At 70.5% G+C, this 25,031-nt stretch carries 25 protein-coding genes; 8 read left to right on the top strand and 17 right to left on the bottom strand.

Annotation, left to right across the window (positions count from 1 at the left end):
* Position 1: 1 nt before the first annotated feature.
* Positions 2–844, bottom strand: a complete 843-nt coding sequence (locus tag ABZ208_RS17680) for an SDR family oxidoreductase (RefSeq protein ID WP_356910371.1) — start codon at positions 842–844, stop codon at positions 2–4.
* 585 nt (positions 845–1,429) lie between these two features.
* Here ABZ208_RS17680 and ABZ208_RS17675 point away from each other — a divergent pair.
* The gene (locus ABZ208_RS17675; RefSeq protein ID WP_356910370.1) at positions 1,430–2,128 is read left to right on the top strand and encodes a hypothetical protein; all 699 of its coding nucleotides are present in this window, start codon (positions 1,430–1,432) and stop codon (positions 2,126–2,128) included.
* A 112-nt stretch (positions 2,129–2,240) separates the two neighbouring features.
* Entirely contained in the window at positions 2,241–2,843 is a 603-nt protein-coding gene (locus tag ABZ208_RS17670) for a TetR/AcrR family transcriptional regulator (protein ID WP_356910369.1), read from the top strand.
* A gap of 398 nt (positions 2,844–3,241) precedes the next feature.
* Here the strand turns inward: ABZ208_RS17670 and ABZ208_RS17665 are convergent, their stop codons facing one another.
* From ABZ208_RS17665 to ABZ208_RS17600, 14 genes are all read right to left on the bottom strand, one after another.
* Complete coding sequence (locus ABZ208_RS17665; protein WP_356910368.1) at positions 3,242–4,699, bottom strand: catalase; 1,458 nt, start codon at positions 4,697–4,699, stop codon at positions 3,242–3,244.
* Positions 4,700–5,080: 381 nt separating this feature from the next.
* On the bottom strand, positions 5,081–5,986 hold the full coding sequence (locus ABZ208_RS17660; protein WP_356910367.1) for a 2-hydroxy-3-oxopropionate reductase: 906 nt from the start codon (positions 5,984–5,986) through the stop codon (positions 5,081–5,083).
* Between the two features lie 38 nt (positions 5,987–6,024).
* Positions 6,025–6,882 (bottom strand): TIM barrel protein, encoded by an 858-nt coding sequence (locus ABZ208_RS17655; RefSeq protein WP_356910366.1) that lies wholly within the window; start codon positions 6,880–6,882, stop codon positions 6,025–6,027.
* A 233-nt stretch (positions 6,883–7,115) separates the two neighbouring features.
* Positions 7,116–7,934, bottom strand: coding sequence for a hypothetical protein (locus ABZ208_RS17650; protein ID WP_356910365.1), 819 nt, complete (start codon positions 7,932–7,934; stop codon positions 7,116–7,118).
* Between the two features lie 49 nt (positions 7,935–7,983).
* Entirely contained in the window at positions 7,984–8,535 is a 552-nt protein-coding gene (locus ABZ208_RS17645) for a hypothetical protein (protein WP_356910364.1), read from the bottom strand.
* Positions 8,532–9,803: an MlaD family protein gene (locus tag ABZ208_RS17640; RefSeq protein ID WP_356910363.1), complete on the bottom strand. Its 1,272-nt coding sequence runs from the start codon at positions 9,801–9,803 to the stop codon at positions 8,532–8,534. The genes ABZ208_RS17645 and ABZ208_RS17640 overlap by 4 nt, the downstream gene beginning before the upstream one ends.
* A complete protein-coding gene (locus ABZ208_RS17635; RefSeq protein ID WP_356910421.1) occupies positions 9,800–11,053 on the bottom strand; it encodes an MCE family protein in 1,254 nt (417 codons plus the stop codon). Before ABZ208_RS17635 ends, ABZ208_RS17640 begins: the two co-directional genes overlap by 4 nt.
* Positions 11,054–11,112: 59 nt before the next feature.
* Positions 11,113–12,246 carry an MCE family protein gene (locus tag ABZ208_RS17630; RefSeq protein WP_356910362.1) on the bottom strand — a complete coding sequence of 378 codons (1,134 nt, stop codon included), beginning with the start codon at positions 12,244–12,246 and terminating at the stop codon, positions 11,113–11,115.
* A 26-nt stretch (positions 12,247–12,272) separates the two neighbouring features.
* The gene (locus ABZ208_RS17625; RefSeq protein WP_356910361.1) at positions 12,273–13,253 is read right to left on the bottom strand and encodes an MCE family protein; all 981 of its coding nucleotides are present in this window, start codon (positions 13,251–13,253) and stop codon (positions 12,273–12,275) included.
* Complete coding sequence (locus ABZ208_RS17620) at positions 13,250–14,284, bottom strand: MCE family protein (RefSeq protein WP_356910360.1); 1,035 nt, start codon at positions 14,282–14,284, stop codon at positions 13,250–13,252. Before ABZ208_RS17620 ends, ABZ208_RS17625 begins: the two co-directional genes overlap by 4 nt.
* Positions 14,281–15,549, bottom strand: coding sequence for an MCE family protein (locus tag ABZ208_RS17615; protein WP_356910359.1), 1,269 nt, complete (start codon positions 15,547–15,549; stop codon positions 14,281–14,283). The genes ABZ208_RS17620 and ABZ208_RS17615 overlap by 4 nt, the downstream gene beginning before the upstream one ends.
* Positions 15,550–15,554: 5 nt before the next feature.
* Positions 15,555–16,373: an ABC transporter permease gene (locus ABZ208_RS17610; RefSeq protein ID WP_328394641.1), complete on the bottom strand. Its 819-nt coding sequence runs from the start codon at positions 16,371–16,373 to the stop codon at positions 15,555–15,557.
* A gap of 3 nt (positions 16,374–16,376) precedes the next feature.
* Entirely contained in the window at positions 16,377–17,147 is a 771-nt protein-coding gene (locus ABZ208_RS17605) for an ABC transporter permease (RefSeq protein WP_328394639.1), read from the bottom strand.
* Positions 17,144–18,103: an ABC transporter ATP-binding protein gene (locus ABZ208_RS17600; RefSeq protein ID WP_356910358.1), complete on the bottom strand. Its 960-nt coding sequence runs from the start codon at positions 18,101–18,103 to the stop codon at positions 17,144–17,146. Before ABZ208_RS17600 ends, ABZ208_RS17605 begins: the two co-directional genes overlap by 4 nt.
* 315 nt (positions 18,104–18,418) lie before the next feature.
* Here ABZ208_RS17600 and ABZ208_RS17595 point away from each other — a divergent pair, with 315 nt between their 5' ends.
* Positions 18,419–19,534: a PP2C family protein-serine/threonine phosphatase gene (locus ABZ208_RS17595; protein ID WP_356910357.1), complete on the top strand. Its 1,116-nt coding sequence runs from the start codon at positions 18,419–18,421 to the stop codon at positions 19,532–19,534.
* 310 nt (positions 19,535–19,844) lie between these two features.
* Here the strand turns inward: ABZ208_RS17595 and ABZ208_RS17590 are convergent, their stop codons facing one another.
* Positions 19,845–20,945, bottom strand: coding sequence for a sigma-70 family RNA polymerase sigma factor (locus ABZ208_RS17590; RefSeq protein WP_356910356.1), 1,101 nt, complete (start codon positions 20,943–20,945; stop codon positions 19,845–19,847).
* Positions 20,946–21,004: 59 nt separating this feature from the next.
* Positions 21,005–22,069: a lytic transglycosylase domain-containing protein gene (locus ABZ208_RS17585; RefSeq protein WP_356910355.1), complete on the bottom strand. Its 1,065-nt coding sequence runs from the start codon at positions 22,067–22,069 to the stop codon at positions 21,005–21,007.
* 203 nt (positions 22,070–22,272) lie between these two features.
* Here ABZ208_RS17585 and ABZ208_RS17580 point away from each other — a divergent pair, with 203 nt between their 5' ends.
* From ABZ208_RS17580 to pucL, 5 genes are all read left to right on the top strand, one after another.
* Positions 22,273–22,521, top strand: coding sequence for a thiamine-binding protein (locus ABZ208_RS17580; RefSeq protein ID WP_356910420.1), 249 nt, complete (start codon positions 22,273–22,275; stop codon positions 22,519–22,521).
* Positions 22,518–22,895, top strand: a complete 378-nt coding sequence (locus tag ABZ208_RS17575) for a helix-turn-helix domain-containing protein (protein WP_356910354.1) — start codon at positions 22,518–22,520, stop codon at positions 22,893–22,895. Before ABZ208_RS17580 ends, ABZ208_RS17575 begins: the two co-directional genes overlap by 4 nt.
* Positions 22,896–23,061: 166 nt before the next feature.
* On the top strand, positions 23,062–23,574 hold the full coding sequence (uraD, locus tag ABZ208_RS17570) for a 2-oxo-4-hydroxy-4-carboxy-5-ureidoimidazoline decarboxylase (RefSeq protein ID WP_356910353.1): 513 nt from the start codon (positions 23,062–23,064) through the stop codon (positions 23,572–23,574).
* Positions 23,571–23,975: a hydroxyisourate hydrolase gene (uraH, locus tag ABZ208_RS17565; protein WP_356910352.1), complete on the top strand. Its 405-nt coding sequence runs from the start codon at positions 23,571–23,573 to the stop codon at positions 23,973–23,975. The genes uraD and uraH overlap by 4 nt, the downstream gene beginning before the upstream one ends.
* A 6-nt stretch (positions 23,976–23,981) precedes the next feature.
* Positions 23,982–24,908, top strand: a complete 927-nt coding sequence (gene pucL, locus ABZ208_RS17560; protein WP_356910351.1) for a factor-independent urate hydroxylase — start codon at positions 23,982–23,984, stop codon at positions 24,906–24,908.
* Positions 24,909–25,031 lie beyond the last annotated feature (123 nt).

Raw genomic sequence — 25,031 nt, 5'->3', positions numbered from 1 at the left:
ATCAGCCTCCGGTGGCGAAGCCGGGGAAAAGCGTCATTCCGCCGTCGACGTAGAGCGTGGTGCCCACGACATAGTCGAGCAGGTCGGACGCCACGGCGACGACGGCGTTGGCGATGTCGTCCGGGTCGCCGACACGGCGGTAGGGGATGAGGCGCAGCAGGTCGGCCTCGGCTTCGGGGGTGGACCAGGCATCGCGGTTGATCGGGGTGCGGATCGCGCCGGGTGCGACAGCGTTGACTCTGATCCGCTGGGGGGCGAGCTCCTGGGCAAGGGTCTGCATCAGCATGCTCACGCCACCCTTGGAGGAGGCGTAGTTCACGTGCCCCGACCACGGGACGATCTGGTGGACCGAGCTCATGCAGATGATCTTCCCGGCCGATCGGGACACTTCCGCCACCACGCCGCGCCGCACGAACTCTTTGGCCGCCTCGCGCGCGCACAGGAACTGGCCGGTCAGGTTGACGTCGATGACCTTCTGCCACTGGGCGAGCGTCATGTCCAACACGGGCGCGTCCCGCTGCAAACCCGCGTTGGCCACCATGATGTCGATGGTGCCGAACTCCTCGACCATCTGCGCGACCATGGCGACCACCTGGTCCTCGTCGGACACATCGGCCTCATGGGCATAGGCGCGAACCCCGAAGTCCTTGATCTCCGCGACGACCTTCTCGGCCTGATCCGCCCCGGCGACGTAGTTCACCACGACGTCCGCTCCGGCCCGGCCCAAGGCAATGGCGGTCGCCAGGCCGATACCCGAGTTGGCACCGGTCACCAGAGCCTTCTGCCCTCTGAGAAGCTGCGCGGACACCGTCCCACGGCTTTCGTCGGCACTTCCTGCCACCATGATTTCCCCTTCGGCTTTCGGACGGCACGCGACACCGAAGGCGGGCGACGCGCACAAGGAAGCCCGGGAGCCGACCCGCCGCAAGGAAGGACAACCGGAGCCTTCGCATACCCGCCCCCCAGACCCAAGCACCGCGCGCCGCGGGCGGCACAGACCGGCGCGCCACGCGACCGTAATCGGCTGGAGACGTCACGCGGTCGGACTACAGGCTCTCCCGAACCTGTCGTGCAGGCCACCCGGCCCCCCGATGGGGAGCATCGTTGAGGCGGCCGCCCCCACTCACCCGGATGAGCGAAGTAAACACCCGCGATCGACGCCATCCGCCGTGCCATCGCCGCGGCCACGGAGCGGCTTCCGTCGCACGAGCGCCCACGGCTTCACCGACGCCGATCGAGGGCGGACAGGCCCGCGTCGGTCGAATACGGGACACGGGTCCGGCAGGAGGTGTCCCCACCTGGCTTCGAGATACGTTCAGTGACGAAGCGGGCGGCGACACCGCCCGGCCCCCCGAGGAGACTGGGGTGAGGGAATGCCGAACGGCCCTCTGACCAGGTGGCGTGAAGGCACCACGCGCGGCAGTCGAGCATGACCGGACAACACCCCGCGGATCCGAGCAGCCCACACGAGCCGGAGCCGCACCCGGCGGCGCACGGCGAGGCCCGCTGGCCCATGGCCGGAGCCGTCGTCGCCGCCATGCTGCTGACCCTGCTGATGCCCGACGACCTGCGACTGGGACCCCGCTGGCTGCTCCCACTCGGCGAAGGACTGCTCCTGGTGACGCTGATCGCGGGCGACCCGGGCCGGATCAGCCGCCGTTCGGCCGCCCTGCGCGCAGTATCCATCGCCCTGGTCGGCGTGCTGGCACTCAGCGCCATCTGGTCGACCGTCCGGTTGCTCGACGACCTCGTCCACGGCGGGGCCGAGACCAATTCCGCCGCCAGCCTGCTGCAGGCCGGCGGCGTCGTCTGGGTGTCCACCGTCCTTGCCTTCTCTCTGCTGTACTTCGAACTCGACAGCGGTGGAGCTGCCGCCCGGGCCCACCACATGCCCACCACCCCCGAACTCGCCTTCCCCCAGCAGCTCAACCCCGACCTGAACGCCGAGCAGTGGCGCCCCCGCTTCATCGACTACCTGTACCTCGGGCTCACCAACTCCACTGCCTTCAGCCCCACCGACGTCATGCCGCTGGCCCCTTGGGCCAAGATCGCCATGGCGGTCCAGTCCCTCGTCTCCCTGCTCATCCTCGGACTCGTGATCGCCCGAGCCGTCAACGTCCTTGCCTGAGAACCGGTCCCCGCAACCACCGGATCGTGCGCCATCTGCAGGAGATCGGCGGCGGTGTCGCCGCGCGCCCCCGTTCGGATGCGGTCCGGCGACAGACCGTAGGCTCTGCCGCATGGTGGGTACACAGTCGCGCGGGGCGGAGCGGGGGCCGGGGCGGCCGCGGGAGGAGCGGGTCACCGGGGCGGTGCTGAACGCGGTCGTCGACATGGTCACCGAACAGGGGATCGGGGCCGTCACGATGGATGCCGTCGCCGCACGGGCCGGGGTGAGCAAGCCCGCCATCTACCGGCGATGGCCCACCAAGCAGGATCTGATCATCGCTGCTGCCGAGACCCGGATCGGTCCCCTGTCGGTGCCGGATCTGGGCGACTTCCGTGCGGAGATCCGTTTCGTGCTCGCCTCTCGTATGGAGGCGTATCGGCTGCCGGGATCGGACCGGCTGATCGCCGGTCTGATCGGCGCGGCGGCCGAGACGGGTGCGAAGCGGGGTCAGTACGCGGAGTACACCGAGCGGATCACGAGCGAGACCAGGCGCATCCTCGAGCGCGCCATCGCCCGTGGTGAGGTGCGGCCCGACACCGATGTCCGGGCCGCGGCGACCCTGGTGGCCGCGCCGCTGCTCTTCCGGCTGATCGTCGAGCAGGAGCTGCCCGACGCCGCGCTGGTGGACACGCTGGTGGACCTCGTCGCCCGCTCTGTCGGCTCGGCCGGCTGACACCTGGGGCCAGGGCTCTGAGCAGACGTCTTGGCCGGCTGCACCGACCCCTGAGGATCCAGGCGACGCCGTCGTGCTCCGGCTGGTGACGTTGTTGCCGCCCGACGGGGCGAGGCTGGCGCGACAGGACGTTCGCTCCGCCGGGCGGGTCTGATGGGGGAGGGTGCGCCGCGCGTCGGGCGGCGCCGGGAAGGGGGCCGCGGCGGTCGCGATCGATCCCGGCGCGCCGACCTTCAGGCCGGAGGGCGCACCGCAGACCTTGACCACCGCACTGGCATCGCCCGCCGCCGCGGCCCCTCGTCCCGGCCCGCGCCGTACGACCACCCCTCATCCGGGTCCAAGGCGCGGGCCCGCGCCCGGAGTCGACCTCCCGTCGGACTCCGGGCGCAGCTTGTGTGTCAGTCCTCGCGCAGGGCGCGGACCGCCTCCTCCACACGCTTGCCGTAGTCGGCGTCGGCCGCGTGGAAGTGGGCGAGGTTCTTCTCGATCACGTCGTCGCGGGAGACCTGGGACAGCCCGCCGGCGATGTTTGCGACCAAGCGCTGCTTCTCCTCCTCGGACATCAGGCGGTAGAGCTCACCGGCCTGGAAGAAGTCGTCGTCCTTGACGTGTTCGGGCGCGGCGTGGGTGCCGGTCCATCCGTGGACCGAGAGGGGGGCGGAGAGTGCCGCGCCCGTCTGGGTGGGTCCCGCATACGAGTTGGGCTCGTAGTTCTTGTCGTGACGCGAGCCGTTGCGGGTGGCCATGAAACCGTCGCGGCCGTAGTTCTCGGCCACGGTCGCCTTCGGCGCGTTCACCGGCAGCTGGGTGTGGTTCACCCCCAGGCGGTAGCGGTGGGCGTCCGCGTACGCGAAAAGGCGGCCCTGGAGCATCTTGTCGGGCGACGGGCCGATGCCGGGAACGAAGTTGTTCGGCGAGAACGCGGCCTGCTCGACCTCGGCGAAGACATTGTCGGGGTTGCGGTCGAGGACCAGACGGCCCACCCGCTGCAGCGGGTGGTCGCTGTGCGGCCACACCTTGGTCAGGTCGAACGGGTTGAAGCGGTACTCCGCCGCATCGGCCGCGGGCATGACCTGGACGTACAGGGTCCAGGACGGGTTCACGCCGCGCTCGATGGCCTGCAGCAGGTCGGTCTGGTGCGAGGTGGCGTCCTTGCCGGCCACCTCGGCGGCCTGCTCCGAGGACAGGCAGCGGATGCCCTGGTTGGTCTTGAAGTGGTACTTCACGAAGTAGGCCTCGCCCGCCTCGTTCGTCCACTGGTAGGTGTGGGAGCCGTAGCCGTTCATGTGGCGGTACGAGGCGGGGATGCCGCGGTCGCCCATCAGCCAGGTGATCTGGTGCGTCGCCTCGGGGGCGTGCGCCCAGAAGTCCCAGACGTTGTCCGGCTCCTGCTTGCCCGTGAACGGGTCGCGCTTCTGCGAGTGGATGAAGTCGGGGAACTTGACGGGGTCCTTGATGAAGAACACCGGCGTGTTGTTGCCGACCAGGTCGTAGTTGCCCTCTGCGGTGTAGAACTTCAGGGCGAAGCCGCGGGGGTCGCGCACCGCGTCCGCCCCGCCGAGCGAGTCGGCAACGGTGGAGAAGCGCAGGAACGTCTCGGTGCGCTTGCCCACCTCGGACAGGAATCCGGCCTTGGTGTAGCCGGTGACGTCGTCGGTCACCTCGAAGTAGCCGTACGCGCCGCTGCCGCGGGCGTGGACCACGCGCTCCGGGATGCGCTCACGGTTGAAGCGCGCGAGCTTCTCCAGCAGGTGCTGGTCCTGCAGGAGGAGCGGGCCACCGACGCCGGCGGTGGCGGAGTTCTGGTTGTCGGCGACAGGGGCGCCGGACTCGGTCGTGAGCACGCGCTTCGACATCGTGACCTTCCGTACGGGGAGCTGCACTGGTGACGGTCCGAGGAGCGTAGGTACGCGACGAAGGAAACGTCAACAGTTTGTTGAAATCGAGGAGGGGGGTTCCGGCCGGCGCCGGCGCCTGGGCGCGACAGGACAGGTGTCAGCGCCGGCGCCGACCGGAGCTTGCGGCGGGCAGCCCGGTCGTGGTGGGCCAGGGCAGGGGCCTTGTGCGGCCCGGTCGTGGTGAGCCAGGGCGGGGGCCGTTGGTGGTTGCTCCCGGTGGGAGCAAGCAGGGGGCCGGCCACGGGGCCGGGCAGCCCGGTCGTGGTGGCTCCCGGTGGGCAGGCACGGGGTCGGCCACGGGGCCGTGGTGGGCCGGGGCGGGGGTTGGGGCCCCAGGGCTCAGGCCGGGGAGCCGGAGAGGCGTTCGACGGAGCGCAGGAGGGCCGAGTGGTCCAGGCCGCCGTCGCCCTGCGCGCGCAGTGAGGCGACGAGCTGGGCGACGACCGCGCCTACCGGCAGTGCGGCGCCCACGTTGCGGGCGGCGTCGGTGACGATGCCCATGTCCTTGTGGTGCAGGTCGATCCGGAAGCCGGGCTTGAAGTCCCGGTTCAGGAAGTTGTCCTTCTTACGGGCCAGTACGGTCGAGCCGGCCAGACCGCCGCCCAGGACGTCCAGTGCGGCCTGAAGGTTCACGCCGGACTTCTCCAGGAACACCACGGCCTCGGCGCACGCCTGGATGTTGACCGCCACGATCAGCTGGTTCGCGGCCTTCACCGTCTGGCCCGAGCCGTGCGGGCCGCACAGCACGATGGTCCTGCCCAGTGCCTCGAGGATCGGCAGCGCACGCTGGAAGTCGGCCTGCTCGCCGCCGACCATGATGGAGAGCACGGCCTCGATGGCACCGGCCTCGCCGCCGGAGACCGGGGCGTCCAGGACGCGGATTCCCCTCTCCGCCGCGTTCTTCGCGAGGTCGACGGAGGTCTGCGGGGTGATCGACGACATGTCGATCAGCAGCGCGCCCTGCTTCGCGTTCTCCAGGATGCCGTCGGGGCCGTACGAGACGGCCTCGACCTGGGGGGAAGCGGGCACCATCGTGATGACGACGTCGGCGTCCTTGACGGCCTCGGCGATCGAGCCCGCGACGGTGCCGCCTGCCGCGGCGAGTCGGTCCAGCTTGTCCTGCTCCAGGGTGAAGCCCGTGACGGAGTAGCCCGCCTTCAGCAGGTTCTCGGACATGGGGGAGCCCATGATGCCGAGTCCGATCCAAGCGATCGCCGGGCGGGAGGAGTCTGTGAGGGTGCTCATGAGGGTGCCTTCCTAAAAGCTCTGGTACGTCAGCGAGTTCAGCGGGCCGCGCGCGCCTCGGCCGGGAGCCAGTCGAACGACTCGGCGCTCGGGCGGTCGCCGGCCTTGTACTCCAGGCCGATCCACCCGTCGTAACCGGCCTTGTCCAGCTCGTCGATGAACCGCTCCAGCGGGAGCGAGCCGGTGCCCGGCGCGCCGCGTCCCGGGTTGTCGGCGATCTGGACGTGGCCGGTCCTGTCGGCGTAGGCGGCGATGACCTGGGAGACGTCCTCGCCGTTCATCGACAGGTGATAGATGTCCAGCAGGAACTTCGCGTTGCCGAGCCCCGTCGCGGCGTTGACCTTGTCCACGACATCGATCGCGGCCGGGGCGCTGACCAGCGGGTAGAGCGGCGATTCAGGCTTGTTGAGCGTCTCGACCAGCAGGATCGCCCCGATGCGGTCGGCCGCACGGGCCGCGAGCACCAGATTCTCCAGCGCGAGGGCGTCCTGGATCTGCGGGTCGACGCCGTCGATGCGGTTGCCGTACAGCGCGTTCAGCGCCTTGCAGCCCACCGACGCCGCGAAGTCGGCGGCCACCTCGATGTTGGCCCGGAACCGGTCGGACTCCTCGCCGGGTACGGAGAGCGCGCCGCGGTCGGGGCCCGGCAGCTGCCCCGCGTAGAAGTTCAGGCCCACCAGCTGGGTGCCGGCGTCCTCGAGTGCCTTCCTGAGGGCGTCGAGCTCGTTTCGCGGCGGGGTGGGGGTCCCGATCCAGGGCCACCACAGCTCGACCGCCGTGAAGCCCGCGGCCGCGGCTGCGGCGGGGCGCTCCAGGAGCGGGAGTTCCGTGAAGAGGATCGAGAGGTTCACATCGAAGCGCCGGTCCGTGACTGCGTCTTCTGGGAAGCGGGCCATGAGGGCTCTGCGCTCCTTCCGTATTGCGGAAGTTAGTTTCTGCTTAACGGAAGATTGCCTCGGGCTGGGTCGAGCTGTCAAGAGCGGCAGACGAACCGGGAGGCAAGAAGGCAGGGAAAGAAGCAGGCAAAAGGGCAGACAAAAAGGCGCCTCCGGCGCCGGGACGCAGGGCCTGCTCAACAGGCTTCTGCCGTCCCGGCACCGGAGGCGCCGCGCGGATACGCGCGCTGCGGCTACAGCGCGTCCACCGCACTCACCTTCCAGCCGTCGGAGGTACGGGCCATCGTCATGCGCACCCGGTTCAGATCCACACGTGGGCCTGTGACCTGCGTACTCGTGGTCACCTGATTGACGAAGAGCAGCACCACGGCCCGGTCCGGCGAGGCCGACACCACCGAGACGGCCGGTGCGCCGCCGTCCGGCGGCCGTACCACCGAGGCCTTGACCACCCCGTGGTACTTGGTCGCGGTCGGTGCGACCACCTTCGAGGTGGTCCTGCCGTACTCGTCACGGAACTTCCCGGTCAGATGCCCGCGCGCCGCTGCGAAGTCCCGGTCGAGCCGTCGGTAGTCGTACGACAGCACCACGGGCGCCACCTTCCGCGCCGCGGCCGGCGCCTCGACGCGCGCACTGTCCGTGAGCCGGCCGTCCGCGTACTGCGCGCCGAGCACACCGGCCGCCGTCAGTGTCACCGCCACCAGCACCGCCAGTACGGCACTCAGCCGGCCCCGCCGCCGGCCCCGCGCCGCCTCGGCCGCCGCTTCGTCCGCGTGCAGGACCGGACCCGCGCACTGATCGTCCGCGCGCCGCCCCTGATCCGCGTCGTCCGGCGCCTCCAGCCGGATCCCGTCCGGCTCCACCGGGTCCGCTCCGTCCCGAGCCGCCTGACCCGGGGCGGGGACCGGCCCGGTGCCTTGCTCCGCCACCCTGACGGGCACCTCCGTCCCGGGCCCGACCCGGTCCGTGCGCTTGGCCGCCGCGCGGGCGGCCGCGGCCATCGATCGGCGGGCTGGGGATGCGATGCCGGAGCCTCGTCCAGTCGGGTTCGCCACGGTCCTGCTCCTCACTGCTTCGGGTACACGTGTGCGCTCGGGCGCGCGGTCAGCCGACGAACTCGACATCGGAAGTGAGCCAGCGGCCGCGTTCGAGCACGAGATCGAGCTGCAGCCGGTAGGTGCGGGCCTGCCCGCCGGGGGCGGCCGTGTTGGTCACCTTGCTGTCGGCGACCACCAGCACCCGGGCGGTGCGCTCGTCGGAGCGGGTGATCCCGGCCTCCAGCACCTGCCCCTGCGACACGGACTTGTTCGCCGCCACCAGCTTGGTCAACTCGGCCGCCTGCGCGGCGAACTGGGCCCTGAAGTCACCTGTGGCGCCCTTCAGCACATTTGCGCTGTCCCGGTCGTAGTGCCGGTGGTCGAGCGAGGTGAAGTTCAGCGCGGACTGCCGGGCCGCGGCCAGGATGTCCTGGTGGCGCTGCGCCTCCACACGCTGCTCGTACACCTGGACGCAGAGCCAGCCGCTCAGCGCCGTCGTCACGACGGTTGCCACCGCGAGCGCCGCGGACACCGTCCTGCCGCCCCGCGCAGCGGCCGCCTGCCTGGCGCCGAGCAGGCGCAGCGACCGGGTCAGGCGCGTGAAAATGCTCCCGTTCATGCCATGGGTCCGACGAGCAGCCATTGCCACGAGTCCTTTCCGAGCAGGCTCTGTTCGCCGCCCGTCGAGCCGATCTCGACGAACGTTCCGTCCGGGCCGGTCGCGATGCCGGTCTCCGGGTCGTAGGGGGTGACATACGAGGCACGGGCCGCCCCCGCGCCCGTGGAGGCGCCGGGCGCGTTCTGCGCGCCGCGGACCGAGGTGGCACTTCCGCGCGGTGCCGTGCAGCGCGCGTCCGTGTTCGCGGGGCGCTCGGAGGTGTCCGCGGGATCGCGCCGCTGGGTCCCGTATCCCTGGCGGCACGGCGGCGGATCGCCGGCGCCGGTGACCAAGCCGAAGTGGGTGGTGCCGTCACCGGGGATGACGGTGAAGCTGCCCGCGACGACCACCGGGAAGGTGACCAGGGCCTGTTCCACGCCGGGCAGCCGCGCCACCGTGATCTGGCCGCCGCTGATCAGATTGCCGAGCAGGACGGGCAGATGGGTCTCGTTCGCCTTCAGCAGCGAGTTGACCTCCTGCGCGGCCGGGGCGGCCGAGCCGATGAGCCTGCGCAGGTCGCCGTCACTGGACTTCAACTCGGCGGTCAGGGTGGCCAGATCGCGCGAGAACGACTTGATCGCCGACCCTTTGTCCGCCTGTGTCGCAAGGACCGTGCGCGAGTCCTCGATCAGCGATGTCGTCTCGGGCAGCGAGGCGGACGCCGACTCCACGAGGCTGTTGCCGGAGTCCACCAGCCGGCTCAGATGCGGGCCGGTACCGGCAAATGCCTTGCCGAGCTCGTCGACCGTTGTCCGCAGATCCTCCTTGCCGACGGAGTTGACCAGCCGGTCCAGGCTGAGCACCAGATCCGTGGTGGGCAGCGGCACCCGCGTGTCACCGCGGCCGATCACACTGCCCTCGCGCAGGAACGGGCCGCCGGTGCCGCGCGGCTGAAGATCGACGTACTGCTCGCCGACCGCCGAACGGTTCGCCACCACCGCCAGGGTGTCGGCAGGAATCCGAGCCCCGTCCTCGATGTCGAGCGCCACCGACACCCCCTCGGCGTCGGCCAGCCGCAGGGCACCGACCCGGCCCACGGGCACCCCGCGATAGGTGACCTCGGCGCCCGGGAAGACGCCCCCGGACTCGGCGAACTCGGCGCGCACGGTGTAGCCGCGGTCGAGGATCAGGTCCGCCAGGCCCGTGTAGCGGGCGCCAACGTACGACACACCGACCGCGGTGACCGCGGCGAATGCCAGCAACTGGGCCCGGACCGTACGAGTGATCACGGTTGCATCCCCTTCAGCATCAGCTCGGCGAGAGCGGGATCGACCCCCGGCGGGAAGCCGTCGGCGTCCGCGCGGCCATGGGCGGCGTGACGGGCGGCGTAACTGCTGGTGCACACCGGCGGGCACAGCGGGCCCTCACCGCCCGACGGGGCGGAGGGAGCGCCCGGTGCCTGCGGCAACGCGGTGGGCACGGGGACACCGGGGACCTCGGGCAGCTCCGGCAGCTCCGGGACGTCCGGCAGCTCCGGTGGCCCGGGCGTACCCGGCCTGCCCGGCTTCCTGGGCGGTTCGTCGGCGAGATTGCCGTAGACGCTCGCCAGGTCGAGATCGGCGGTGATCGACAGATTCACGTAGTCGCCCCTGACGGCGTCCGTCGCATTGCGCGGGAACGGATACGTGGTCATGAGCTCGAGCGCGTCGGGCAGATCACTGCCCGCCTTGTTCAACTGCTCCAGGATCGGCCGCAGACTGCGCAGATTGGCCACCACATCGGCCCGCGAGGCATTGACCACCTTGGTGCCCGCCGTGCCGAGCTCCGACAGCGAGGTGAGCATCGCGGTCAGGTCACGGCGCTGGTCGGCCAGCACCTTCAGGGCGCCGGGCAGGGTGTCGACCGCCGTCGCGATGGTCTTCTTCTCCTTGGCGAGCCGCTTCGACAGCCGGTCGATGCCCTCCAGCGCCCGGACGATCTCCTTGCGCTGCCCGTCGAGTCCGGCCAGGAACGTGTCGAGCTCGGTGAGCAGCGACTTCACCCGGTTCTCGCGGCCCTCGAGGGCCTTGTTCAGCTCCACGGTGATCGTCTTGAGCTGGGCGACGCCACCGCCGTTGAGCAGGGCCGACAGCGCCGAGAGCACCTCCTCGATCTCGGGGTTGCGTCCGCTGCGGGACAGCGGGATACGGTCGCCGTCGGCGAGCCGGCCCGACGGGGCGGCGTCCACCGGGGCGGACAGTGCCACGTACTTCTCGCCGAGCATGCTGGTCTGGCGCAGTTCGGCGATCGCGTTGCCCGGCAGCTTCACCGAGCCGTCGACCCGCAGCCGCACCCGGGCGTGCCAGCCGGCCAGGTCCACCTTCTCGACCGACCCGACCGTGACGTTGTTGACCTTGACGGCCGACTGCGGCACCAGATCCAGTACGTCACGGAACTCGACCGTGACCCGGTAGGCGTCGCCGCCGGTGGCGGCGCCGCCCGGCAGCCCCACGTCGTAGAGCCCGTTGAACTCGCAGCCGGTGAGCACCACCGAGCCCATCGCCGTCCACACGGCGGCCGCCCTGCCCCTGCGCAGCGCACTGCTGACACGTGTGACCCTCATGCCCCGGCCTCCAGGATTCCGCCGAGCGTCCGGTCGACCGGACCCGTGCCCGACACCGGTGCGGAGTGCGGCAGTCGGGGCAGTGTGTCGAAGAGCTTCTCCAGCTCCCTGCAGTCCGGGTTCGGGCCCCCGGCGTCCCCGGTCGTGCGCAGCAGCGAGCACAGCAGCGCCGCCGGGTCCTGTGCCCCCTCGAGGTTGTTGCGGGTGTCGAGGGTGCCGGAGGACGGGTTGTACGCGTTCTGCAGATTGGACAGCCCGGCCGGGGCCACCTCCAACAGCTCCGCAAGCGCCGCGCGCTGGGTGACCAGCACCTTGGTGACCTTGCTGAGCCCCTTCACGTCGGCGGTCAGAGACTTCTTGTTGTCGCGTACGAACGCGGACACGTCGCCGAGCGCCTTGCCCAGATGCCGCAGCGCCGCCGCGAGGTCCTTGCGTTCCCCGGCGAGCTGGTCGGCCACCTTGGCGAGGCTGTCGTTGAACGACCGGACGCCTCTGTCGTCGGCGGCGAGCGCCGCGGTGAACACCTGCAGATTCCGCACGGTGCCGAACAGGTCCTTCCGGCCGTCCGACAGGGTGGTGACCGCGAGCGACAGGTCCTCGACCGTCCGGTGGAGCTGGTCGCCCTGTCCTTCGAGGTTGTCCGCGCTCACCCCCAGCAGCCGGGAGAGCGATCCGTCCCCGTTGGCCCCGCGCGGCCCGAACGCCTCGGCCGTCGTGTGCAGCGAGTCGAAGACCCGGTCGAGCTCGACCGGCACGGCGGTACGGCTCTCGGGGATGACCGCCCCGTCCGCCATCGTGGGCCCGCCCCGGTAGACGGGCAGGAGCTGGACGTAACGGTCGCTGACGACCGAGGAGTTGATGATCGCGGCCTGGGCGTCCGCAGGGACCTTCCGCCCGGATTCGTACTCCAGCTCCACCCGCACCCGTCGGCCCTCCGGGGTGATCTCCTTGACCTCGCCGACGCGGACCCCGAGGACGCGCACGTCCGAACCGGGGTGGATGCCGACCGTGCGCGGGAAGTACGCGGTGACCCGGACCGGGTTCGCACGCGGCCACAGGACGACCGCCGTCGCGCCGGCGACCAGCGCGAGCGCGACGACCAGCGCCAGGCGCGCGCGCCTCTTCGGCATGCTGAATCTCCTTGACCGCAAGCGGCTCATCGGGAGTCTCCTGTCCGTGGGACCACCGGGGCGGCGACCATGTTCTGGATGTAGCTGTCGAACCACCGGCCGTTGCCCAGGGTGTTGGTGAAGACCCGCACGTAGGGCGCGAGCAGCTGCACGCTGCGGTCCAGACTCGCCTGGTTGCGCTCGAGCATGGCGACCACTTGGCCGAGGCCCGTGAGCGCCGGGCCGATCTCCTTCTTGTTGTCCTGCACCAGGCCGGACAGCTGGACGCCGAGCGCGGCCGAGCTCTTGAGCAGCGCGTGAATCGCGGCCCGGCGCCTGGTGATCTCCTTGAACAGCTTGTCTCCGTCCCGGACGAGCGTGGCGAATTCGCCCGAGCGCTCGGAGAGGACCGCGGTCACCCCGTTGGCATGGTCGAGGAGCTCGCGCAGTGCCTCGTCACGGGAGGCCACCGTCCGGGAGATCTTCGACAGTCCCTTGATGGACGCCTTCACGTCCTCGGGCGAGTCCTCGAACGTGGTGGAGATGGTGTCCAGGGCCTTTGCCAGCCGGGCCGTGTCGACCTTCTCCGTGGTGGTCGTCAGATCGCTGAACGCCGCCACCACGTCGTATGCCGCGACCGTGCGGTTCAGCGGGATCTCACTGCCGGGCGCCAGCTGCCCCGGCCCCTTCGGCTGCAGGGCCAGGTACTTCGCGCCCAGGATCGTCTTGACCCTGATGGCCGCTCCGGTGCGGGCGCCGAACTCCGGCTGCCCCTTGACCCGGAAGGTCACCTTCACATGATCGCCGTCCAGATCGACCTCGTCGACCTTGCCGACCTTGACGCCGGCGATCCGTACCTCGTCGCCCGGCTTGAGCCCGCCCGCCTCGGAGAACGCGGCGCTGTAGGTCTCGCCGTCGCCGATCAGGGGCAGGCTGTCGGCGTTGAACGCGGCCACGGCGAGCAGCGCGAGCGTGGTGACGCCGACGGCTCCGATCGCCACGGGACTGCGGTCGCGGAACGGAATCATGAGCACCTCGCCCGGGCGACATGAAGCTCGGGGGTGATGACCTCTTCGGTCTTCGGGAGCACGATGCGGCCGTCGAAGTCGCAGAGGTAGAAGTTGAACCAGGAGCCGTACGACGCGGTCCCCGTCAGCTTGTCGAGCTTGTTCGGCAGCCGTTTCAGCACGCCCTCCACGGTCTTCTCGTTGTCGTTGAGCGTTCCGGTGAGCTCGGTCAGCTCTGCGATGTCGCCGCGGAGCGCCGGCCGGGCGTCCTCGAGCAGACCGGAGGTGGCCGCGGTCAGTCCGCCGATGCCGGCCAGCGAGGCGCCGATGGGCTTCCGGTCGGCGGACAGCCCGGAGATCAGCCGCTGGAGCTGCTTCAGCAGCCCCGAGAAGCGGGCGTCCCGCTTGTCCAGGGTCCCCAGCACCGTGTTGAGGTTGTCGATCACCGAACCGATCAGCTCGTCACGGTCGGCGAGTGTGGTGGTGAGCGACGCGGTGTGGGCGAGCAGGCTGCCCACCGTGCCGCCCTCGCCCTGAAGCGTCCTGATGATCTCGGTGGCGAGCTGGTTGACGTCCTTGGGGCTGAGCGCGGCGAACAGCGGCTTGAACCCGCCCAGCAGCGCGTTGAGATCCAGTGCCGGTTCGGTACGCGACAGCGGGATCACCCCGTCCGGCCTCAGCCGTGTGCCGTCACCCGCGCCCTCGGTCAGCGCGACATAGCGCGAACCCACCAGGCTGCGGTAGCGGATGACCGCACCCGTGCTGGTCAGCAGCGGCCGGTCACGGCGGACGGTGAACGTCACCTCGGCCAGCGTCCGGTCCTTGATCGCGATCTTCTGCACCTCGCCGACCCGCACCCCGGCCACCCGGATGTCGTCACCCTTCTCCAGGCTGGTGACATCGCTGAACACCGCCCGGTACGTGTCCTCGGGGGTGAACGAGACATTGACGATGGTCGCCGCGAGGAGCGCGGTGGCCAGCACCGTCACCACCGTGAACAGACCGAACTTGACCAGCGGTGCCGCCGTGTCGTTGGCGCGTGTCGTCCTCATGCGACGCTCACCGCCGTTCCGCGGGCCATCGGGCCGAACAGCAGCGTCGCGACCGCCGGCACCCGCTCGGCCGGCACGCCGAGAACCGGGGCCACCAGCGAGCCGACGGCCCGCTGTTCGGCAGCGGTGGCCGACACCCCGGCCCCGCCGGGCGGACCGCTCGCCGCCGTCCTCGACGTACCGTCGTCGAGACGGACGTCCGGGGCCGGCACATGCGGGTCGGGCAGACCTCTGCAGTCGGGTCCTGAGCGCTCTGCATAGCGCGGTTCCTCACCGGGTCGGTACGCGGGCCTGGGGCGGACGAATTCGAGAGTGATGCGCATCCGGCCGCCTCTGAACGCCTCCTCGGACGCGGCCTCCTGCTTGACCAGGCCGTCGAGGAGGCAGGGGTACTCGGGCGCGTAGCGTGCGAACAGAGCGAGCGTGGGCCGGGAGACCCGGCCGAGCGTGATCAGGCGGTCGCCGTTCTCGTCGAAGAACCGCTCGGCCGTGCCCGCGACCGCCGTGGTCGACCTCAGGGCCTCGGCCAGCCGGTCCTGCTGCTCGACGAGCGTGCGGCTGGTGGTGACCGAGTTGCGCAGGATCCGCATCAGATCCGGCGCCGCGTCCCCGTACACCTCCGCCACATCCGCGAAGCGCGCGATGTCCTCCTTCAGCGACGGCATATGGGGGTTGAGCCGCCGCAGATAGCCCTCTACACGGGTCAGGTTGGCGCCGATACGGTCGCCGCGCCCTTCCAGCGCGGTGGCGAAGGCGGACAGGGTGGCGTTGAGCTCCGCGGGCCGCACGCTGCGCAGCAGCGGCAGCAGGTCGTTCAGCAGCTGCTGCAGCTCGATGCCGACCGTGGTGCGGTCCTGGGTGATCACATCACCGGCCCGGACAGGGCGGCCGGACGACCCGTGCGGCGGCACCAGATCGACGAACTTCTCGCCGAACAGCGTCTTGGGCAGCAGCCGGGCGTGCACATCGGCCGGGATCCGCGAGACATGCCGCGGATCGAGCGCGAGGTCGACCGTCGCCTTCTCACCGTCGGCCCGCACCTCCCGCACCTCGCCGACCAGCAGGCCGCGCAGTTTGACATCGGCACGCGGATCGAGCTGGTTGCCGAGAGTGTCGGCCTCCAGCGTGATCCGTACGACCGGGGTGAAGACCTGCTGGTACACGGCCACGGACAGCGACAGCAGCAGCGCCATCACCACGAGGAAGGCGATGCCGTACAGCCGTAGCCGGGCGGCGCTCGCCGAGGACGGTCCTGGAACACGCATCGGCGCTACCCCGCAATCCGTACGGTCGTGTTGGCGCCCCAGATCGCCAGGCTGAGGAAGAAGTCGAGGATGTTGATCGCCACGATCGAGGTGCGCACCGCGCGGCCGACCGCGACACCGACGCCGGCCGGGCCACCGCTCGCGTAGTAGCCGTAGTAGCAGTGCACCAGGATGATCACGACGGCGAAGACGATCACCTTGCCGAACGACCACAGCACGTCGACCGGCGGCAGGTACTGCTGGAAGTAGTGGTCGTAGGTGCCGGTCGACTGTCCGTAGTAGCCGGTGGTGATCGTGCGGGCCGCGAAGTACGAGGAGAGCAGCCCGACCACGTACAGCGGGATCACCGCGACAAAGCCGGCGATCATCCGGGTGGTCACCAGGAACGGCAGCGAGGGCACGCCCATCACTTCCAGCGCGTCGGTCTCCTCGCTGATCCGCATCGCGCCGAGCTGGGCGGTGAATCCGGCGCCGACGGTCGCGGAGAGGGCGAGGCCGGCCACCAGCGGTGCGATCTCACGGGTGTTGAAGTACGCCGAGAGGAACGCCACGAAGTTCGAGGTGCCCAGCTGGTTCAGCGCCGCGTAGCCCTGGAGGCCGACTTCGGTGCCGGTGAAGAAGGAAAGGAAGGCGATGACTCCGACCGTGCCGCCGACGACGGCCAGGGCCCCGCGCCCGAAGCTCACCTCGGCCAGCAGCCGCAGGACCTCTTTCTTGTAGCGGCGCAGGGTACGTCCGGTCCATGCCAGCGAGCGCCCGTAGAAGGACAGTTGGGTGCCCAGCTCCTCGAGCCGGTCCAGCACCAGGCGATTCATGAGCGGCATCCGTCAACCCCTCTGCGGAACGACTTGGAAGTAGACGGCCGTCATCACGAAGTTCGTCACGAACAGCAACATGAAGGTGATCACCACGGACTGGTTCACCGCGTCGCCGACGCCCTTGGGACCTCCCTTGGCGGTCAGCCCCTTGTAGGAGGCGACGATCGCGGCGATCGCACCGAACACCAGGGCCTTCACCTCGGCCGCCCACAGGTCGGACAGCTGGGCGAGGGTGGTGAAGGAGGCGAGATAGGCGCCGGGTGTGCCGTTCTGCAGCACCACGTTGAAGAAGTAGCCGCCGGCCACGCCGACCACCGACACCAGACCGTTGAGCAGCACCGCCACCAGCATCGTCGCCAGCACCCGCGGTACGACGAGCCGGTGGATCGGGTCGATGCCCAGCACCTGCATCGCGTCGATCTCCTCGCGGATCTTGCGCGCCCCGAGGTCCGCGCAGATGGCGGTGCCGCCCGCCCCCGCGATCAGCAGCGCGGTGACGATCGGCGAGGCCTCGCGCAGTACGGCGAGCACCGAGGCCGCTCCGGAGAACGACTGGGCGCCGAGCTGCCGGGTGAGACTGCCGATCTGCAGGGCGATCACTGCGCCGAAGGGGATGGAGACCAGCGCGGTCGGCAGGATCGTGACACTGGCGACGAACCAGGCCTGCTGGATGAACTCACGTGCCTGGAAGGGGCGTTTGGGCATCGTCCGCAGCACGTCCAGGCCCATGGCGAACAGGCTGCCGGTATGCCGTAGTGCCGCGGTGGGGGACAGGCTCATGCGCCCACCGACTTTCCGCGGATCGCGGCCCGCACCGCCCGCAGCGACTCCCGGTCGGCGATCGCCTCCCAGCGCGGCGGACGGGTGATCCCCGCACTGGGCAGCAGGCGCGGTGTCAGCTCGGGTGCGTCGGACGGTGTGGAGTGCGCGCCCTCGCCGAGCTCGGCCAGCTCCTGCTCGACCTGGGCCGCGTCCTTCTCCTCCGCCATCCCGATCGGGCCCTGCATCCGGCCGTTCAGGAACTGCCGCACCACCGGCTCATCGCTGGTCAGCAACTGCTCCCGGGGGCCGAACATCACCAGTTCGCGCCGGAACAACAGCCCGATGTTGTCCGGGACCTGGCGGGCGGAGGCGATGTCGTGGGTGACGATCAGGAAGGTGGCGTCGATCTGCGCGTTGAGGTCGACGATCAGCTGGTTGAGATAGGCCACCCGGACCGGGTCGAGCCCCGAGTCGGGCTCGTCGAAGAGAATGATCTCCGGATCCAGTACCAGGGCCCGGGCGAGGCCGGCCCGTTTGCGCATCCCGCCGGATATCTCACCGGGCAGTTTGTCCTCGGCGCCGATCAGGCCGACCATGTCCATCTTCTCGAGCACGATCCGGCGGATCTCGCTCTCGGACTTGCGCGTGTGCTCGCGCAGCGGGAAGGCGATGTTGTCGTAGAGATTCATCGACCCGAACAGCGCGCCGTCCTGGAACAGCACACCGAACAGCTTCCGCACCTCGTACAGATCGTGCTCGCGCAGGGCCGTGATGTCGGTGCCCGAGATCCGGATCGACCCGCGGTCGGGCCGCAGCAGCCCGACGAGCGTCTTGAGGAACACCGACTTGCCCGTGCCCGAAGGTCCGAGCATCACCGAGACCTCGCCGGCGGGCAGCGTCAGGGAGACGTCCTGCCAGATGACCTGGTGGCCGAAGGACTTGGTGAGTCCTTCCACGCAGATCTCGACACCCATACGGTTCACCCTTCAGCCGTGGAGCGGTCCGACATCTGCTCTACGGGGAGGGCGGGTCCGTCCGTCGCTGCGGGCCGAAGATTTTTTACGTGCCCACCATCGCGATGCCATCAGCGCGCAATCAGGACGCCGCCGGGGTGGCGTCAGGGTGCGCACCGGTCCGCCGGGTCCCGTTCGGTCACCCCGTGCCCCGGCGGCGGGGAGCGACGGGTGGAACGCCGCGCGTGAAGGAGGGAGCCTGTACCCATGCGGCCGCTCTTCCGCTCGTCTGCTCCGAATGGCCACAGCAGGGTGCTCTTCACACTCGCGCAGTGTGTGCCGTTCGTGCTCGCACTGCTGGTGGTGGTCATCGAGCTCACGCCCGCGCACGTGGTGTACACCGGGCCCATCCTGATGGCGACCCCGGCGCTGGCCGCGGTGACGATGGGCCCCAAGGGCACCCTCGCCGCAGCGCTTGTCGCTCTGGCCGTCAGCGTGACCACCGCCACGTACAACCAGGCGTGGGGCAGCCAGCAGGTCTACAGCAACCTCCTGGCTCTTCTCCTGGTGTCGGTGGCCAGTGTGATGACGAGCAGCGCAGTGCGCAGGCGCACGGAGAGCGAGCTCAACCAGGTCCGGCGGATCGCCGTAGCGGCACAGGAGGTCCTGCTGCGGCCCGTGTCTGCCCGGCTGGGCCCCGTTCGGGCGGCGAGCATGTATCTCGCGGCCGAGGCGGGTGCGCAGATCGGCGGTGATCTCTACGAAGCCGTGCAGACCCGGTACGGGATCCGGATGATCGTGGGGGACGTGCGCGGGAAGGGGTTGCCCGCCGTGCGGGCCGCCGCGGCTGTCCTGGGCGCCTTCCGGGAGTCCGTGCACTACGAGGACGACCTGGTGGATGTGATGAACCACTGCGGGGCTGCGCTACGAAGGGAGACCGCCGTGCCGGGCGCGGTCGCTCCCGAGGCTCTGCTGGAGGGGTTCGTCACGGCGGTCGTGGTCCAGGTGCCGGACCGGCCCGTGGTCGAGGTGGTCAACCGCGGCCACCCGCCCCCGCTGGTGCTGCGCCAGGGCAGGGCCGCGGCCCTGATGCCCGCCTGCCCGCTGCCGCCCCTCGGCCTGGAGGACTTCATCATCGGGCCGCCCGGCAAGGTGGAGAGCTACCCGTTCGTGCCCGGTGACCGCCTGCTGCTGCACACCGACGGTGTGATCGAGGCCCGCAACAGTGACAACGACTTCTTCGCCCTGCCCGAGGCGTTGGAAGCGGCGCAGGCCCGCACCCCGCAGGAGTTCCTGGAACAACTGCATCAGGGGCTGATGCGGCACACCGATGGCTGCCTGGCCGACGACGTGGCGATGCTCTTCGCCGAGCGGCTCGACGGCGATGCCGGCGAACAAGTCCGCGGGACCGCCGCCTCCGCGCATGACGGCGGGACTGACCACCTTCCGTAACGACTCCGGTAGGGCAGCCACCCTGCGTACGCGCGCAGCCTCGTGCGCCGAGGCGACGCGGACGGTCCTCAGCTCCCGCGCCGCTCCGGCCGTCTCCGGTATGGGGCGCGTGCGGCATATCGCCGGGCAGTGCTCCTTCCCGAGCCCGCGCGGACGGCAGGCCGGAGGCCGAGGGCTCGCCGGGGCATGCGCGCCCCAGCACCGCCTTACAGCCTTGGGGGTGGGAGAGGGCCCCAGAGCCTTCGGGTGCGGGAGGTGCCGCAGCACCGGAGCCCCGCTTGCTGATCCGGCCTGACCGGGAAGGAAGGCCTTATCGGTTCGGGAGCACCTGCGGCGCTCCGGCCGTCTGCGGCACAGGCGCGTCCGGCGTATCGCCGGGCAGTGCCCCTTCCCGGGCCCGCACGGACGGCAGTCCGGAGGCCGAGGGCTCGGCGGGCACGCCGGGCACCTTCGGTTCGGCGGGCACGTCGGGCACAGCAGCTGCACCAGGTCCGCCGGGCACGGCCGGCAGATCCGGTGCGGACGGCAGGGAGGGCAGGCCGGACACAAGTCCCCCCGGCACAGCCGGGACGTCCGGGACGGCGGGTGTGGGCAGTGGCAGTCCGGGCAGCACGGGCACGTCGAGCCCCGGCGCGCCGGACTGCTGCGGTCCGGTCGTGCCGGACCGCTGCCCGGCGTCCGTACGGCTGCCGGGGGCGGTCGGCGGGCCGCCCGCCCCGGGGGACTGCGCCTCCGCAGCCTGCGAGATCGCGGGGAACGGGGGTCGCGACGAAGGGGGCCCGTCCACGTCACGGACGTGCGGCAGGATCAGGCCGGCGACCGCCAGTGTCGCCGCGGTGGAGACCACCGCCACTGCCTGGGCGTTCCCGCCCTGTGGCCGGCCGCGTCCGATCAGCCACAGCGCGAGCCCCAGCGTGGCGGCCAGCGAATTGCGCAGGGTCCGGCGGGCCCGCGCCAGCAGCGACTCGACCGTCCGGTAGCTCAGGCCCATCTTCACGGCGACCTGACCGACGTCCAGATCCTCGGACTTCAGCCACAGGGCCTCGGCCTGGCGGGCGGGCAGTTCGTCGCTGCGGCGGGCCAGCCACATCGCCTCGGCGCGGTCGCAGACCGCCTCCTCGACCGGTACGGGGACCGGTGCGAGCAGTCTGGGGCTGCTGCGCACCTCGTTCTCACGGTTGACCTGCCGGTAGCGGTCCACGCACAGCCGCATGGTCACCGTGGTCAGCCAGGCACCCAGGCGCTCGTCGTCGAGATGAGGGTTCTCGGCGGCACGCAGCATCGCCTCGTGCACGGCGTCCTCGGCATCCTCCAGGCTCACTGACCTGCGGCGGGCCACCTTGAGCAGTTGCTCGCGGTGGGCCCACGCGCGCTGCCACCGCGCATGGGCCGCCTCCGTCTCCGTCGCCATGAGGGCCCCTCGCTCTCACCCGGCCGGAAAGGGTGCTGGTCGGTCCGGCGCCGGGGAGATTACCGCTCGGTATCCGGGGTTGTGGAGGGGGCGGGATGCATCGATTCGGTTTCCTTGCTGGTCAGCGCACCGAGGCTGGGGAGCTCGGTGGGGAGCTCCGGCACCGGGGGCAGCGCCGGGCGGTCTTCTTCGCCGCCCCGGGTCGGCGAAGGGGAGGGAGCGGGTCCGGGCGAGCGGGAGGGGGAGGGCGCCGCGGTGCCGGTGCCACGGTCCTTGCCGGGGCGCGCCGCGGCAGCGGGCGGCGCAGGCTCGGCGGACGGCTTGCGGTCGAGGCGGTGTTCCTGCGGCGGCAAGCCGTGGTCCGGTACGACCCGGAGGCCTTCGAGGTAGTACGCGAACCATGCCTTGACCGTGCGCAGATACGCGCCGGAGTGGTTGTAGCCGAGGATCGCCCGGTCGAGGTCCGCCCCGTGGGACAGGTCCCGCCCGCCCGCGCACAGATGGCGCCCGGCGGCGAGGGCGGCATCGAAGACGTTGCCCGGATCGCTGCGTCCGTCGCCGTTGCCGTCGGCGCCCCACAGAGCCCACGTCGACGGGATGAACTGCATCGGGCCCACCGCACGGTCGTACTCCGTGTCGCCGTCGTACAGCCCGCCGTCGGTGTCGGTGATGACGGCGAAGCCGTTGCCGTCCAGGCGCGGACCGAGGATCGGGGTGAGCGACGTGCCGTCCGCGCTCACCCGGCCGCCGCGTGCCTGCCCGGACTCCACCTGGCCGATCGCGGCGAGCAACTGCCGTCGCAGCCGGCAGCCGGGCCTGCTGCCGGCCAGCTCCTCCTCCGCGTGCCGGTAGGCCGCGAACACCGTCGCGGGCAGTGCGCCGCCTGCCATCACACCGGAACCCTCCGCGCCCCTCGCGCCGCCGGCCGTGCGGGACTCCCGCAGCGGCGGAAGCTCCGTGCGGTACGCGGTGTCGCCCAAGACGCTCGGCCCGGGCGCGGCCGGACGCCGGGCCGGGGCCGCGGCGTGTGCCACCGGTCCCGGCGCCTGTGAGGCGGTCAGTGCCGCCATGGCCGCCGTGGCGATCGCCGTCGCCTTGACACCTCTGCGCGTGTGCCCTGTCATGATGCGGACCCCTCCCTGCGCCGCTGCCGCGCGGCGCTTGTTCACCTGCTCTACGTGGCACCCGCGCGGTTCCGTCGCACGGAGATGCGACCAGTCCGCGACCTGTTCGCGGCCGTCCGCCGCTGCCCGTGGCCGATGTGGACTCTTGGTGGAACGGGAGGGCCGAGGACCGTGCGCGAGGGCGCGGCTAACGTGGGGGCATGGTGCGACTGAGAGTGGAGTTCACGACCGAGCCGTTCGACCTGGACGAGCCGCCGGCGCACGCGCTGGCCGTCCGCGAGGTCGTGCAGCGCGCGGGTCTGGACAAGGTGGACGTCGGACCCTTCGGCAACACGGCCGAAGGCGGTGCCGACGAGGTGCTGGGCGCGGTCGACGCGCTGCTGCGCAAGGCCCTGGAGGCCGGGGCCACTCGCGTCTCCTTGCAGGTCAACGTCCTGGAGGGCGAGGGGTGACCGGGCCCGCCGACCACGCACTCGCCCAGGCGGTCAAGCCGCTCGTGGACGCCATGGGCGGGGTGCTGATCGCGCCCGCCGAGGCCCGCGAGGACGACGTCATACTGAGCTGGGAAGGCGAGGAGGTGCTCGCCGTACGGCTCCCGCAGCTCGCGGACTCCCTGGACCACATCCTGGCCGCGCTGGAACGGCAGCACGGCAGACCCCTCGCCGAGCTGGACCGCAAGACCAAGCAGTCCGTCGTGCGGACGCTGGAGGCGCGCGGCGCCTTCTCGGTCCGGCACGGTGTGGAGACGGTGGCGAGTGCGCTGGGAGTCAGCCGCTTCACCGTCTACAACTACCTGAACAGGGAGAACGTGGCGAAGGGCCAGTAGCCGTCGGCCCTGGGGTGCCGGCGGAAGGCCGCCGTCCGGTCCATCGGGCGGCGGCTTTCGCGTCCCCAATTTTTCAACAAAGTGTTGACGTGATGTTGTGTGAGGGCGTTAGCTGTCCGCAGCCCGTCCGACGCACAGAGCGCGAAGAACAGCCGCGGAGGCTCCCGTGACTTCGACGTCCACCCCGGCACTCGCCCGGTTCAACGCCTTCGAGGACAGCACGGCCCAGGCCGCTCTGCACGAGGTGTGCGCCAGCTCGGCCTGGGGGAGCAAGCTGCTCGTCCAGCGCCCGTACGCCACCGTGGAAGCCCTCTTCGCCGCAAGCGACGCCGCCATGGCCGAGCTGACCGCGGAAGATCTGGCCGAGGCGATGGCGGGGCACCCGCCGATCGGGCGCCCGAAGCCGGGGGATCCGACCTCCTCCCGCGAGCAGAGCGGGATGGCCGGCGCCTCCGACGCACTCAGGACCGAGATGCTCGAACTGAACCTGGCCTACCAGGAGAAGTTCGGCCATGTCTTCCTGATCTGCGCCACCGGCCGGACCGGGGACCAGATGAGGGACGCGGTCCGCGAGCGGATCGGCAACTCGCCGGAGCAGGAACGGGAGATCGTCCGCACCGAACTGGGCAAGATCAACCGTATCCGGCTGGCCCGTCTCGTGGAGGAAGAGAACGCATGAGCACTGAGACCGCGGCATCGCCGAGAAGTTCCGTGTCCACCCACATCCTGGACACCAGCATCGGCCGCCCCGCCGAAGGCGTCGCCATCTCGCTCGCGGCCCGCAGCGGCTCCGCCGCGCAGTGGGTGGCACTCGGCGGATCCGCGACCGACGCGGACGGGCGGTGCAAGGACCTGCCGGCGCTGCCGGAAGGAACGACCCATGTACGTCTCGATTTCGAGACCGAGGCGTACTTCTCGAACAAGAAGCAAGCCGAGGCGCAGCAGGACGCCCCCCGCGTAAGGGACAGCGGTGCGTTCTTCCCGGAGGTGGCGATCACATTCGCCGTCGTGCCGGGCGAGCACTACCACGTACCGCTGCTGCTCAACCCGTTCGGCTACTCCGTTTACCGAGGGAGCTAGCAGAAAATGCCCACGATTCTCGGCCAGAACCAGTACGGGAAAGCAGAGAACCGCGTCGTCAGGATCACGCGGGACGGCGACACCCACCACATCAAGGACCTGAACGTCTCGGTAGCCCTCTCCGGCGACATGGACGAGGTGCACTACTCCGGCTCCAACGCCAACGTCCTGCCGACCGACACCACGAAGAACACGGTGTACGCGTTCGCCAAGGAATACGGCATCGAGTCCGCCGAGCAGTTCGGCATCCACCTCGCCCGCCACTTCGTCACCTCGCAGGAGCCGATCCACCGGGCGCGCATCCGCATCGAGGAGTACGCCTGGGAGCGCATCGCCGCCTCCGACGGCAACTCCAAGTTCATCGGAGCCGACGAGGTCAAGCACTCCTTCGTACGCAAGGGCCAGGAGACCCGCACCACGCAGATCACCTACGACGGTGAGCGGTGGCAGATCATCTCCGGGCTCAAGGACCTTGTCGTGATGAACTCGACCAACTCCGAGTTCTGGGGTTACGTCAAGGACAAGTACACGACGCTCCCGGAGGCGTACGACCGCATCCTGGCCACCCAGGTCGCTGCCCAGTGGCGCTACAACTGGACCTCCGACGAGGCCCGGATGCCCAACTGGGACAAGTCCTACGACCAGGCCAGGAAGCACATGCTGCAGGCCTTCGCCGAGACCTACTCCCTCTCGCTGCAGCAGACCCTGTACCAAATGGGGGCGCGCATCATCAACAGCCGCAGCGAGATCGACGAGATCCGCTTCTCGCTGCCGAACAAGCACCACTTCCTGGTGGACCTCGAGCCGTTCGGCCTCAAGAACGACAATGAGGTCTACTTCGCGGCGGACCGTCCCTACGGCCTGATCGAGGCGACCGTCCTGCGGGACGGCATCGAGCCGCAGATCCCGGTCGACATGACCAACCTGCAGTAACGCCGCTTCACCCCCGACGTTCGCGCCGGCGTCAGGTCCAAGGGGGAGAGCGGGGGCATCTGCGCAACAACTTCAACCGCGGATCCGGTCGTCACCCCGCTCGACCCCCGGGTCCGTTCCACC

Origin of the sequence: Streptomyces sp. NPDC006208 (genome assembly GCF_040613775.1) — a bacterium.
Classification (GTDB): domain Bacteria; phylum Actinomycetota; class Actinomycetes; order Streptomycetales; family Streptomycetaceae; genus Streptomyces.
The sequence above is the reverse complement of the archived record's forward strand: the minus strand, read 5'-3'. Positions and strand labels throughout refer to the sequence as shown.